6 protein-coding genes and 7 pseudogenes are annotated in these 13381 nt (G+C 58.0%); 8 read left to right on the top strand and 5 right to left on the bottom strand.

The window, feature by feature from the left end; genetic code table 11:
* Window positions 1–43: 43 nt before the first annotated feature.
* Window positions 44–763, top strand: a complete 720-nt coding sequence (deoD, locus tag JZM24_RS10450; protein ID WP_215669591.1) for a purine-nucleoside phosphorylase — start codon at window positions 44–46, stop codon at window positions 761–763.
* A gap of 58 nt (window positions 764–821) precedes the next feature.
* Here deoD and JZM24_RS10445 read toward each other — a convergent pair whose 3' ends face one another.
* Window positions 822–1526 (bottom strand): YtjB family periplasmic protein, encoded by a 705-nt coding sequence (locus JZM24_RS10445; RefSeq protein ID WP_215669590.1) that lies wholly within the window; start codon window positions 1524–1526, stop codon window positions 822–824.
* Between the two features lie 107 nt (window positions 1527–1633).
* On the opposite strand from JZM24_RS10445, the pseudogene serB reads away from it, so the two are divergent.
* The 3 genes and pseudogenes from serB (at window position 1634) to nadR (ending at window position 5213) form a co-directional block, all read left to right on the top strand.
* A pseudogene (serB, locus tag JZM24_RS10440) lies at window positions 1634–2526 on the top strand (phosphoserine phosphatase).
* A 61-nt stretch (window positions 2527–2587) separates the two neighbouring features.
* Window positions 2588–3970, top strand: coding sequence for a DNA repair protein RadA (gene radA, locus JZM24_RS10435; RefSeq protein ID WP_215669589.1), 1383 nt, complete (start codon window positions 2588–2590; stop codon window positions 3968–3970).
* A gap of 13 nt (window positions 3971–3983) precedes the next feature.
* Window positions 3984–5213 carry a multifunctional transcriptional regulator/nicotinamide-nucleotide adenylyltransferase/ribosylnicotinamide kinase NadR gene (nadR, locus tag JZM24_RS10430; RefSeq protein WP_215669588.1) on the top strand — a complete coding sequence of 410 codons (1230 nt, stop codon included), beginning with the start codon at window positions 3984–3986 and terminating at the stop codon, window positions 5211–5213.
* A gap of 218 nt (window positions 5214–5431) precedes the next feature.
* Here nadR and ettA read toward each other — a convergent pair whose 3' ends face one another.
* The gene (gene ettA, locus JZM24_RS10425; protein WP_215669587.1) at window positions 5432–7096 is read right to left on the bottom strand and encodes an energy-dependent translational throttle protein EttA; all 1665 of its coding nucleotides are present in this window, start codon (window positions 7094–7096) and stop codon (window positions 5432–5434) included.
* Window positions 7097–7565: 469 nt separating this feature from the next.
* On the opposite strand from ettA, the pseudogene sltY reads away from it, so the two are divergent.
* A pseudogene (gene sltY, locus JZM24_RS10420) lies at window positions 7566–9492 on the top strand (murein transglycosylase).
* Window positions 9493–9615: 123 nt separating this feature from the next.
* A pseudogene (gene trpR / locus JZM24_RS10415) lies at window positions 9616–9881 on the top strand (trp operon repressor); the annotation flags it as partial.
* Here trpR and yjjX read toward each other — a convergent pair.
* A pseudogene (yjjX, locus tag JZM24_RS10410) lies at window positions 9878–10414 on the bottom strand (inosine/xanthosine triphosphatase). The pseudogenes trpR and yjjX overlap by 4 nt on opposite strands.
* 49 nt (window positions 10415–10463) lie before the next feature.
* Between yjjX and JZM24_RS18635 the strand changes: the two are divergent.
* A pseudogene (locus JZM24_RS18635) lies at window positions 10464–10918 on the top strand (histidine phosphatase family protein); the annotation flags it as partial.
* On the opposite strand, the pseudogene JZM24_RS18630 reads toward JZM24_RS18635, so the two are convergent.
* Window positions 10901–11390 (bottom strand): annotated as a pseudogene (locus tag JZM24_RS18630) (helix-turn-helix domain-containing protein); the annotation flags it as partial. The pseudogenes JZM24_RS18635 and JZM24_RS18630 overlap by 18 nt on opposite strands.
* Before the next feature lie 179 nt (window positions 11391–11569).
* Between JZM24_RS18630 and creA the strand changes: the two are divergent.
* A complete protein-coding gene (gene creA, locus JZM24_RS10400; RefSeq protein ID WP_215669586.1) occupies window positions 11570–12052 on the top strand; it encodes a protein CreA in 483 nt (160 codons plus the stop codon).
* A 108-nt stretch (window positions 12053–12160) separates the two neighbouring features.
* Here creA and JZM24_RS10395 read toward each other — a convergent pair.
* Window positions 12161–13352 (bottom strand): annotated as a pseudogene (locus JZM24_RS10395) (IS3 family transposase).
* Between the last annotated feature and the right edge of the window lie 29 nt (window positions 13353–13381).

The raw sequence follows: 13381 nt of genomic DNA, 5'->3' as shown, positions 1-13381 counted from the left end.
GGCAGGTAGTCCGTTTTTTTACCTTCACACAAGGAAAGAGAGTATGGCAACGCCGCATATTAACGCTGAAATGGGCGATTTCGCAGAGGTCGTACTCATGCCGGGTGACCCGTTGCGGGCGCAGCATATTGCCAATACCTTTCTCGCCGATGCCCGGGAAGTTAACCAGGTGCGCGGCATGCTGGCCTACACCGGCAGCTACAAAGGGCGCGCGGTCTCGGTCATGGGGCACGGCATGGGCATTCCGTCTTGCTCGATTTATACCAAAGAGCTTATCACCGATTTTGGCGTCCAACAGATCATCCGTGTCGGCTCTTGCGGGGCCATCAGAAGCGACGTCCAAGTGCGGGATATCGTTATCGGCATGGGCGCCAGCACCGACTCCAAGGTGAACCGCATGCGCTTTAAAGATCATGACTTTGCCGCCATTGCCGATTTCGACTTGGTGCGCAATGCGGTGGATGCTGCCAAGGCCGCCGTAATTCCGGTGCGCGTGGGCAATATTTTCTCCGCCGATCTGTTCTACACGCCCGATCCGCAGATGTTTGATGTATTGGAAAAATACGGCATTCTGGGCGTGGAAATGGAAGCCGCCGGGATCTATGGCGTCGCGGCGGAATTTGGCGCCCGCGCGCTGGCGATTTGTACCGTATCCGATCATATCCGTAGCGGTGAAGCCTTAAGCGCGGCCGATCGCCAGACCACCTTCAACGACATGATTGAAGTGGCGCTGGAATCGGTCTTGCTGGGTGATGCGCGCTAACGCCTTCTCAGGCTTTGCCGGGCGGCTTGCCGTCGTCCGTGGCGCGCGCGGCGGCGTCTCATGGCGCGTCGGGGGGCTTAGCGTCCTTTGCGTGGGGCTGGGTGTCGTCCGCGGGGCGCGCGGCGGCGTCCTCTTCCTCAGGTCGCTCCGCCAGCGGCGTGCTGGCGGTGAGCAGGTAGGGCGACTGCTGCCAGAGGCAGCGGCGGTTTTGCAGCAGCGTGCGCGCCAGGATGATACCGATGGCGAGCGCCAACAGCATCATCAGGCGCAGCAGATTAGTGGTGTTGTCCACTTGTTTGGCTTCAATCTCCAATACGTGGGTATCCAGCGTCAGGCGCACAAAACCGCTCGGGCCCTTGTCATCTTCAATCGTTCGTACCAACTGATGGTTGAAGAAGCTGTCCGCCCGCTGATTGCCGATAGCCAACCGGTCGCGTACGCTTATGTTTTCACCGGAGCGGGCCACCAGGCTGCCGTCCATATTGTACACGCTGGCGTCGAGAATGCGGCTGTTGCGCGTTAAACGATCCAGCACTCCTTTGATTGGCGCGCTTTCGTCGTCGCGGCCGGCCATCAGCGGCGCCAGCTCGCCGGTAACCTGGCGAACCAGCGTATCCGCCAACTCTTCCACCTGCGCCGAGCGTGCCATCTGGTGGCTCAGGCTGAAATAGGTCGCGCCCTGCATTAACGCCACCAGCAGCGCGACGCAAATCAGCACGATCACCGTGCGGTGCAAACGGAACGAGAATCTGGCGCGGGCCATAGGTTTCCTTACTCTTTTAGACGCTTTATGTTGCCAGAGGCGTCGACGATAGGATAGCTTGTTGCGCGTTGAGAACGGCGGCTGAACATCTTCCTACAGGAGTCAACATGCCCAATAGTCTGACCTACTGCGATCTGCCAGAGGGTATTTCACACTGGCCGGGATTACCTTTGTCATTAAGCGGCGACGAAGTGATGCCGCTGGATTACCGAGCCGGCCATACCGGTTGGTTATTATACGGCAAAAATCTGGATAAACAGAGCTTGTCACGGTATCAGCGCGCGCTACGCGGCTGGCCCATGAGCACGGCCTGGACGTGGCGCCTTTTGGCAAAACGCCTCATTTGCGCGCGCCCGGCCTGCTGATGATGGATATGGACTCCACGGCGATACAAATCGAGAGCATTGATGAGATAGCCAAATTGGCGGGGGTGGGCACGGAGGTGGCGGAGGTGACCGAGCGGGCCATGCGCGGCGAGCTGGACTTCACCGCCAGCCTGCGTCAGCGGGTGGCGACCCTGAAAGGCGCCGATGCCGATATTCTGCGCCAAGTGCGCGATACGCTGCCGCTGATGCCCGGTCTGACCCAACTGACCAAAAAGCTGCAAAGTCTGGGTTGGCACTTCGCTATCGCCTCCGGCGGCTTTACCTATTTCGCCGAACTGTTGCGCGACAAGCTGCGTTTGGTTTCCATCGCCGCCAATGAGCTGGAGGTCCGCGATGGCCGGCTGACCGGCGAAGTGGTGGGTGAGGTGGTAGATGCCGGCTACAAAGCGCGCAATCTGACGCGTCTGGCGGATAAGCTGGCTATCCCCATTAGCCAGACGGTGGCGATTGGCGACGGTGCAAATGATTTATTGATGATACAATCAGCGGGGCTGGGTATTGCGTTCCACGCCAAGCCGAAGGTCAATGAACAAAGCAAGGTGACAATTCGCCACGCCGATTTGCTGGGAGTGCTGTGCATCCTGAGCGGCAATCTTAAACACGATGAACGCTGAGCGTGCCCGCCGGCGGCCGCGGTCGCCGCGTGCGGCGCGCCATCTCTTGCCGAGGTAATGTGTGGCTAAAGCGGTAAAGCGCGCTTTTGTATGTAATGAATGCGGTGCGGATTATCCGCGCTGGCAGGGGCAATGTACCGCCTGCCATGCCTGGAACACCATCACCGAGGTGCGCCTCGCGTCTACGCCGGCGGCGGTGCGCAACGAGCGCTTTAGCGGTTACGCCGGCGATAGCGGCGTGAGTAAAGTGCAAAAGCTCTCTGAGATAAGCCTAGAAGCGCTGCAGCGCTTTTCCACGGGTTTTATCGAGCTCGACCGCGTGCTGGGCGGTGGCATGGTGCCGGGCAGCGCCATTTTAATTGGCGGCAGCCCCGGCGCCGGGAAAAGTACCCTGCTGTTGCAAACGCTGTGCAAGCTTGCCGCCGACATGAAAACCCTGTACGTCACCGGCGAGGAATCGCTGCAGCAGGTGGCGATGCGCGCACATCGGCTCGGACTGCCCACCGGCAATCTGAATATGCTGTCGGAAACCAGTATCGAACAGATTTGTTTGACCGCCTCGCAGGAAAAACCGCGCGTGATGGTGATCGACTCGATTCAGGTAATGCATATGGCGGATGTGCAGTCTTCGCCGGGCAGCGTTGCCCAGGTGCGGGAATCCGCCGCCTATCTGACGCGTTTCGCCAAAACCCAAGGGGTGGCCATCATCATGGTCGGCCACGTGACCAAAGACGGCACGCTGGCGGGGCCAAAAGTGCTGGAGCACTGCATCGACTGCTCTATTATGCTGGACGGCGATTCCGATTCTCGTTTTCGCACGCTGCGCAGCCATAAAAACCGGTTCGGCGCGGTGAATGAGCTTGGCGTGTTCGCCATGACCGAGCTGGGGCTGCGTGAAGTCAGCAATCCGTCGGCGATATTTTTAAGCCGCGGGGAGGAGATGACGCCAGGCAGTAGCGTGATGGTGGTCTGGGAGGGCACCCGCCCGCTGTTGGTGGAAATCCAGGCGCTGGTGGATCACTCGATGATGTCTAACCCGCGCCGGGTGGCGGTTGGCCTTGAACAAAACCGATTGGCTATCCTGCTGGCGGTGCTGCACCGCCACGGTGGGTTGCAGATGGCGGATCAGGATGTGTTCGTCAACGTGGTCGGCGGAGTGAAAGTGAGCGAAACCAGCGCCGATCTTGCGCTGATGCTGGCGATGGTATCCAGTCTGCGCGACCGACCCTTGCCGAAGGATCTGGTGGTCTTCGGCGAAGTGGGGCTGGCGGGCGAGATCCGCCCGGTCCCGAGCGGCCAGGAGCGCATCACCGAGGCCGCCAAACATGGTTTTCGCCGCGCCATCGTGCCTCAGGCCAATGTGCCGAAAAAGGCGCCGGAAAATATGCAGATTTTCGGCGTAAAAAAACTGGCCGATGCGCTGGCGATACTGGAAGAACTCTGACGTTGAGGAAGGTATGTCGTCGTTCACCTATTTGAAAAGTGCCATTAAACAGCAGGGATGCACCTTACAGCAGGTGGCGGAAGCCTGCGGCGTCACCAAAGGTTATCTCAGCCAGCTACTGAACGCGAAAATCAAAAGCCCGAGCGCCCAGAAGCTCGAGACCATCCACCGTTTCCTCGGGCTGGAGTTCCCCCGCCGGCAAAAGACGGTCGGGGTGATCTTCGGCAAGTTTTATCCGCTGCATACCGGCCATATCTACCTGATTCAGCGGGCCGGTAGTCAGGTTGATGAGCTGCATGTTATCCTCAACTACGACGATCAGAGCGACCTGATGCTGTTCGAGGACAGCGCCATGTCCCAGCAGCCCACGCTCAGCGACAGGCTGCGCTGGTTGCTGCAAACCTTCAAGTATCGGAAAAATATTCGTATTCATGCCTTTAATGAACAGGGAATGGAGCCTTACCCTCACGGCTGGGATGTCTGGAGCCGGGGCGTCAAGGGTTTCATGGACGAAAAAGGCATCGAAGCGGATTTTATTTATTCCAGCGAAAAACAGGATCTCGAGCACTATCGCGAACATTTGGGGATTGAAACCGTGATTATCGATCCCGATCGCTCCTTTATGTCCATCAGCGGACAGCAAATCCGCCAGGATCCCTTCAGCTACTGGGATTATATCCCGACGGAAGTCAAACCCTTCTTTGTCCGCACCGTCGCGCTGATTGGCGGCGAGTCCAGCGGCAAGTCCACCATGGTCAACAAGCTGGCCAATATTTTCAACACCACCAGCGCCTGGGAGTATGGCCGGGATTATGTGTTTACCCACCTCGGCGGTGATGAAATGGCGCTGCAATATTCCGATTACGATAAAATCGCTCTGGGACAGGCTCAGTTCATTGATTTTGCAGTAAAATATGCCAATAAGGTGACCTTTATCGATACGGATTTTGTTACCAGCCAGGCGTTTTGCAAAAAATATCACGGTCGGGAACATCCCTTTGTACAGGCGATGATCGATGAATACCGCTTCGATTTAGTGATTCTGCTTAACAACAATACCCCTTGGGTCGCCGATGGTTTGCGCATCCTCGGCGCGCCGACGGACCGCGATGCGTTTCAGCAATTGCTGGAGGGCTTGTTGCACGTCAATCAGATCCCCTATGTGCGGGTCGACGTGGCGGATTATGATCAGCGCTTTTTACAGTGCATCACCCTGGTGAAAGAGCTGCTGGGGGAGCACTGACGGCCTTGGCGGCGAGCTTGACGGTAAGGCGCAGAGGCAAGCGGCCGGCGGCGGGTAAACCTCGGGCCCGGAGGCAAAGCCCCGGAGGTGGGGCAAATTTCGGGCCCTGAGGCAAAGCCCCGGCGGCGGGGCAAAATTCGGGCCCGGAGGTAAAGCCACGGCGGTGGGATAAACCAACAAAAACGGCGCCTGCCGGCGCCGTCACAATGGGCAAATCGTTAAGCCATTTTTTTGTATTTGATACGGTGCGGTTGTAGCGCTTCGGCACCCAGCGTCCGCTTCTTGTACTCTTCGTATTCGGTGAAGTTGCCTTCAAAGAACTCGATGTTGCCTTCGTCCTGATAATCGATAATGTGCGTCGCAATGCGGTCGAGGAACCAGCGGTCATGGGAGATGACCATGGCACAGCCGGGGAACTCCAGCAGGGCGTTTTCCAGCGCGCGTAGCGTTTCCACATCCAGATCGTTGGTCGGCTCATCGAGCAGCAACATGTTACCGCCCACCTGCAGCAACTTGGCCAGATGCACACGGCCGCGTTCGCCGCCGGACAATTCGCCAATCCGTTTCCCCTGATCAACGCCTTTGAAGTTGAAACGGCCGACGTAGGCGCGGCTAGGCAGCTCAAAGGTACCGATACGCATTATATCCTGATCGCCGGAGATCTCCTCCCACACGGTTTTACTGTTATCCATACTGTCGCGAAACTGATCCACCGAGGCGAGCTGTACCGTATCCCCAAGCGTAATGCTGCCACTGTCCGGCTGTTCCTTACCAGACAACAGCCGGAACAGCGTGGATTTACCGGCGCCGTTCGGGCCGATGATGCCGACGATCGCCCCTTTAGGCAGAGAGAAAGACAAATCATCAATAAGCAGCCGATCGCCGTAGGATTTGCGCAGCTGACTGACTTCCAGCACTTTGTCACCCAGACGGGGACCGGGCGGGATAAACAATTCGCTGGTCTCGTTGCGTTTTTGGTACTCGACATTATTGAGTTCTTCAAAACGCGCCAAACGGGCTTTTCCTTTCGATTGGCGGCCTTTCGCATTCGAGCGCACCCATTCCAGTTCTTTTTCGATCGACTTGCGGCGCGCCGCCTCGGATGAAGCCTCCTGCGCCAGGCGCTGATCCTTTTGCTCCAGCCAGGAGGAATAGTTGCCTTCCCAAGGGATCCCTTCACCGCGATCCAGCTCCAGGATCCAACCGGCAACGTTATCCAGGAAATAGCGGTCATGGGTAATCGCCACCACGGTGCCTTCATAGTCGTGCAGGAAACGTTCCAGCCAGGCGACGGATTCGGCGTCAAGATGGTTGGTGGGTTCGTCGAGCAGCAGCATATCGGGCTTTTCCAGCAGCAGCTGGCAAATCGCGACCCGCCGACGCTCGCCGCCGGACAAGGTGCCGATTTTGGCATCCCAGGGCGGCAGGCGCAGCGCATCGGCGGCACGTTCCAGCTGGTTGTCCAGATTATGGCCGTCGTGGGCCTGGATGATGGCTTCCAGCTCTCCCTGCTCTTTCGCCAGCTTATCAAAGTCGGCGTCCGGCTCGGCATAGGCGGCGTACACCGCGTCCAGACGAGACAGCGCCTGCTTGACGTCCGCTACGGCGGTTTCGATTTCTTCGCGCACGGTTTTTTCATTATCGAACCGGGGCTCCTGGGGCAGGTAACCGATATTGATGCCGGGCTGAGGCCGCGCCTCGCCTTCGATATCGGTGTCGATGCCGGCCATGATGCGCAGCAGCGTCGATTTCCCCGCGCCGTTAAGACCCAGCACGCCGATTTTGGCGCCGGGGAAGAAACTCAGCGAAATATTTTTCAGGATATGCCGTTTCGGCGGAACGATTTTGCCGACGCGGTGCATGGTGTAGACGAATTGAGCCACGTTGCGATAAGCCTCATGTTAACGGGTTTTTGACTGTCCCGCGCGACAGCGGGAAATAGCGCGGCAGGGCCAAGCCAGTGCGATAACGCAGTTTAGCCCGTTTCGGCGCGTAATCACAGCTTGACCGGCGGCGGCACGTCAGGCGCGCGCTAATGGCTGTGGCTGCGAGTCTCGTGCGCGCGGTTAAGGCCCGGGGGCAGGCCGGGACCGTGCCGCGGCCCTCGGCGGGCGGCTTTGCGACGGACGCGGGCGGTAAAACTAAGTAAATCGCCGACTTTAGCCCGCCGGCCGGCCGCAGTTTGCTATATTAATGCAGTCTATAAACATTAATTAATAAATAATATTTGTCTTTTTACGTGCGGCAGGTGCGATTCCGCTAGCGGGTCAAGCCTGTGAACGGAAAGCGATCGGTTATGCGCGCAACGAAGTCCCCGCGGTGGGACGGGTAATCAGCTGAGGATGGGTGGAGATGGTCAAGGTGGACAGATGGCGGTTGTGGGCGGCGGCAATAGGCATGATGGCGCTGCCTGTGCTGGCGCATGCGGATTCCATCGAGGCCCAGCGGCTGCGCTATCAGCAGGTCAAGCAGGCGTGGGACGCTCAGCAGATGGACGTGGTGGCACAATTGCTGCCTACGCTGCGTGATTATCCGTTGTATCCCTATTTGGTATACCGACGGCTATCGCAAGATCTCTCCCAGGTCAGTCCCGATCAAATCAATGCCTTTACCGAGGCGAACCCGACGCTGCCACCGGCCCGCTCGCTGCGTGCGCGCTATGTCAATGAACTGGCGTATCGCCAGGACTGGTATAGCTTGCTGGCTTTCAGCCCAGAGCCGCCCAAACCGGTGGCGGCGCGCTGCAATTACTATTATGCCAAATGGGCCACCGGCAAGCCGCAGGAGGCCTGGGACGGCGCGCGCGATATCTGGCTGAACGGCCATTCTCTGCCGGACAGCTGCAACAAGCTGTTCGGCGTGTGGGATCAGGCCGGCGAACGCAGCCCGCTGGCGACACTGGAACGGATCCGGCTGGCGATGAACGAGGGCAATACCGGCCTGGTTAATTACTTGTCGAAACAGCTGCCTGCCGAATACCAGACCATGTGGAATGCGCTGGCGGCGCTGCAGGATAACCCGGCGACGCTGGCGGATTTCGCCCGCAGCGTCGGCCCCACCGATTTGACCCGCCAGGCGACGCAGATAGCGTTCGCCCGTCTGGCCCGCAGCGATGTGGAAAACGCCCGTTCCCTAATCCCGATTGTGGCGCGCGCGCAGAAAATGCGTGACAGCGAGCGTCTGGCGCTGGAAGAGAGCGTCGCCTGGCGGCTGATGGGGACCGATGCCAACCCTGAGCAGGCGCGTTGGTGCGACGGCTTTATCCTGCGCGGGCATTCCACCGCGCTATTGGAACGGCGTATCCGCATGTCGCTGGGGCAGGGCAACAAGCAGGAAGTGCGCGCCTGGCTGGAACGGTTACCGGAAGAGGACCGGCAAAAGGATGAGTGGCGCTATTGGCGCGGCATGCTGTTGATGGATGCCGGCCACCGCTCCCAAGGGGAGGCGCTGTTGCGCCCGCTGATGCAGGCGCTCGGTTTTTATCCGATGGCAGCGGCAGAGGCACTGGGCGAGCGTTATGTCATCAATGTGTCGCGCGCCGCAACGCCGTACCCGGCACTGGCACAAGAGCCGGCTATCGCCCGGGTGCGCGAGATGATGTATTGGAATATGGACAATCTGGCGCGCAGCGAATGGGCCGCGCTGGTAGCAAGCCGGAACCGGCCGCAACAAGAGCAGCTGGCGCGTTACGCGTTTTTACAGCAGTGGCCGGACTTGAGCGTGCAGGCCACGATCAGCGGCAAGCTGTGGGACCATTTGAAAGAACGCTTTCCGCTGGCCTGGCACCAAACGTTCCGTCAGGCGACTAACGATAAGGGGATAAGCCAGAGTTACGCCATGGCTATCGCCCGCCAGGAGAGCGCCTAGAATACGAAAGTGCGTTCGCCGGTGGGCGCCGCCGGACTAATGCAATTGATGCCGGCCACCGCGAAACATACGGCGCAGATGTTCAATATGGCGAACTATACCCAACCCGGCCAACTGTTGGATCCGCAAATCAATATCGCCCTCGGCACGGCCTACCTGGAGTATGTCTATCAGATGTTTGGCCGTAACCGAATTCTTGCCAGTATCGCCTACAACGCCGGTCCCGGCAGAGTCAACAGCTGGCTTAACGCCAGCGCCGGCCGTGCCGACGCTATCGACTTCATCGAGAGTATTCCGTTTTCCGAAACCCGCGGCTATGTCAAAAATGTGCTGGCTTATGACGTGTTTTACCGCTATTTCCTGCGTCAGCCGGCGAAACTGCTGACCGACGGAGTGGCAGCGGCGCTACTGAGTGGCAAAAAGTGTGTTAAGCTACTGTACTAGTTCAATGGTATGGCGGTAGCTTATGAACGCGACATCTTCAACACCCGGCGCGGGCGTCGGTGCCGATCGGCTGTAGCAGGACTGGCGCACCTTCGCCCGTCTGCTGGTCCAGGCCTATGACGACGGGCTGCACGTGCCGCTGTTGCAATAATGCTCACGCCAGACGAACGCGATGCGCTGGCGACGCGTGTCCGCATCATTCAGGCCCTACTGGCCGGTGACGTCAGCCAGCGTGAGCTGAAAAATGAGCTTGGAACCGGTATCGCGACTATTACCCGGGTTTCCAACAGCCTGAAATCCGCGCCGCCGGAACTAAAACGCTGGCTGATGCAGCAATTGCGGGATTCGTCGGTCTAATTGCGCGGTCGGCGCGGTTCCTGAAAGATAGCGTTATGGAATGGCACCAAGGCCAGTAGCAACGCTTGATGATACACGCTAGCGCGCGTCAGACGGCCTTCCGTGAACACGCCAATGGCGCCGCCGCGGCGCTTTATGTCCTCAATACCGGTTAATCGTGCCATTTCATGACCCAATTATCGCACTTCTATGATTCCCTGTAATATACTATTAGGTAACATTAAACTGGCGGAGCGCGACTCACCCCGCAGATGTGCATTTTCAATCACCATCCAGGCAAAGGTCATATTCTCTTCCACGCCGGCTTCAACGACGACCCAGAAGTCCGCATCTGGATTGACCTGGCGGGAGGCCATCACCCGGTTGCGCGCGCCGCTGCGGGTTTGATGATCGCCCATCGGCTGGGACGGCACGCCGCTGTCAACATCAATGCCCTCCACTTGGCAATTGCCCGCACCAAACGTATCGTCAAAAGCGTGCTGAATGGCGTCAATCTTGGCCGGGTTATGGGTGGCAGCAATTACATTGTACATAGTATCTGGTTAAGTCCCGTCTCTTTCACGCAGTATAACGGAAAAAAGTATATTACAGGTTTATCTTGTTCGTCATGGCGAAACTGAATGGAATGCGCTGCGCCGTATTCAAGGGCAATCCGACAGTGCATTAACCGCCAAAGGTGAACGCCAGGCGGAACAGGTCGCTGAACGGGCCAAATCACTGGGTATTACCCATGTTATCAGCAGCGATTTGGGCCGTACACGCCGCACCGCGGAAATCATCGCCGCCGGCTGCGGCTGTCCGATGACGGTCGATGCGCGGCTGCGCGAGCTGGATATGGGGGTATTCCGGCGGTGAGTCGATGACCGAAATGGCGACGCGTATGCATGCCGCCCTGAACGGCTGCCTGTCGCTGCCTGCGGGCAGTCAGCCACGGCATGGCCCTTGGCTGTCTGATAAGCACGGTACTGGGGCTGCCTGCCTACGCCGAGCGTCGACTCAGGCTGCGCAACTTACTGGCGCCAGAAATGGATGCGCAGCTCGGTACGGAAACTGCTGAGCTGCTCAATGGTGCAGGTGTAACTTTGCGTAACGCCGATAAGTTCCATCGCCGGCAGCCGGATGAACTCCGCTTGCGGCATCGTGGTTTGTTACAGACGAATCGGCGGACGGATGCCCGTGGAATCCCACTCTTCTTTGCGGCGATACAGCGCCGGCGTTTAGGCGAATTGCTTCTTAAAAGCGCGGGTGAACGTCTGCTGGGAATCGAAACGGTACTGGAGCAATATACAGTATCGGCCGACTGGTCAGCCGTAGGGCCACCGCCGCCTTGTACAATCTGCGCGCGCGAATATAGGCGCCGATGGCCTGGCCGGTCACTTCTTTGAACATACGTTGCAGGTGCCATTTGGAATAGCCGGCCTTAGCGGCGACATTATCCAGCGACAGCGGCTGGTCCAGATGGCTATCGAGCCAGCTTAATAGGTCACGAATAATACCGGCTTGATCCATAAGAATCCTCAGAAAGCGGTGAAGGCGTCATTAGAAATTGTCGACGCATGATAGCAATAATTTGGCTAACAGGTCGCCAAAGATTTATTAGCTTATTGTTGCCAGTTAATATTGACCAGTCCCGCCGACGTCATTGCGCTGGCGGCCCTTAGGTTGCTATAGGAAATCACGCTACCACTATGAATAAAAAAATCGTTTTCGCCCTAATGGGCTGGGCCTTTTGCCTCGGCATGGCCCAGGCCGAAGAGGTCGGTTCCGTCGACACGGTGTTCAAGCTGTTCGGCCCGGATCATAAAATTGTGGTGGAAGCCTTTGACGATCCCGATGTCCCCAATGTGACCTGTTATCTCAGTCGTGCCAAAACCGGCGGCATTAAAGGCGGCCTCGGCCTGGCGGAAGATACGTCCGACGCGGCGATTTCCTGTCAGCAGGTGGGGCCGATTACTTTGAGCGACAAAATTAAAAACGGCCAACGGCACGGTAGCGTGGTGTTTCAAAAACGCACCTCGCTGGTGTTTAGACGCCTGCAGGTGGTCCGTTTTTATGATGCCAAACGTAACGCGCTGGTGTATCTCTCATATTCGGATCGGGTAGTGGAAGGCTCGCCGAAAAATGCACTCAGTGCAGTGCCGATTATCCCCTGGTGCGAAAAGCGTCTGTAACCACGCTTTGACACCGTGTTTGCGGCGGCGGTGCCATGCCCGCCGGCGTTTGCCGCTGTAGAGGGTGTCTGTGATCTTGCCCCGCCATCTCCGTACAGCTTTTGTATCTTAAGTTAACGAAGCCCGCTGCCGCCGGTATTCTCTCGGAGAGTGATATCCCAGCGCGCTGTGCGGATGGTTTTCATTGTAATGCGTGAACGCTGCTGCAAGGTTTCGCAGGGCTGTTCTCGCATCCGGTTTTGGCATGAACTCGATATAGTCTTCCTTCATCGTCTTCACGAACCGTTCGGCCATTCTCTGCGGGCTGCTCACCGCTGTTGTGCAGGGCTCCAGATCCAGTTCTCTGGCGAACCTCTGCGTTTCATGCGCGGTATACGCTGAACCGTTGTCCGTCAACCACTGCACCGCTGTATCGGGTAACCTGTCGCCGAAGCGCTTTTCTACCGACCTCAGCATCACATCCTGCACGGTCGAACTGTCGTAGCCTCCAGTGCTCGCAGCCCAGTCTATGGCCTCTCTGTCGCAGCAGTCCAGTGCGAACGTGACCCGCAGTTTTTCACCGTTGTCGCAGCCGAACTCGAAGCCATCTGAACACCAGCGAATATCGCTTTCTGCCACCGCGATCCTGCCCTTATGCTCACGCCTCGGCCGCTCTGGTTTTCAATGTAATAACAGCAGGTTATGCTCACACATGATCCTGTAAAGTCGTTTCGCATTTACCGGCGGCAGTCCCTCTGCGCGATGTTGTTTACGCAGGATGCCCCACACCCGCCGATAGCCGTAGCTGGGCATATCGCTGATGATGTCGAGGATGTCCGACAGTATTTCAGCGTCTGCTTCGTCATTACGCCGGTTACAGCGCCTGTCCTGCCAGTCGGCAGAACGCTTAATCCGCAGTGACAGCGGCGCACGCGACCCGCTCATGGCGCGGCTGACCTGTGCTATTCCCCGGCCTTTGGCAACAAGGGCGCGTTCGCTATCCATTTTCGTGACTGGCCGTACTCCACGGCTTCTTTTAGGATCTCAACCTCCATCGTCTTCTTACCCAGAAGGCGCTGGAGCTCCCGGACCTGCTTCAATGCAGCTGCAAGCTCAGAGGCAGGAACAACGTCCTCCCGGCAGTGAGGCTGCCTTCCTGATATTGCTTTTTCCACTTAAACAGCAGGCTTGGCTGGATACCGTGCAGTCGTGCGAGATGGGAGACATTCATGCCGGGCTCCATCCTCTGCTGAATAATGGCCATTTTTTCCTGAGGAGTTTTACGTTTACGGACTTCTTGACCTAACGGGATCCCGGTCATATCAAAATTGGCGTTAGTGTTAGACATAT

The organism is Candidatus Sodalis endolongispinus, from assembly GCF_018777395.1.
GTDB lineage: Bacteria > Pseudomonadota > Gammaproteobacteria > Enterobacterales > Enterobacteriaceae > Sodalis_B > Sodalis_B endolongispinus.
This window is presented reverse-complemented; position numbering and strand designations above follow the sequence as displayed.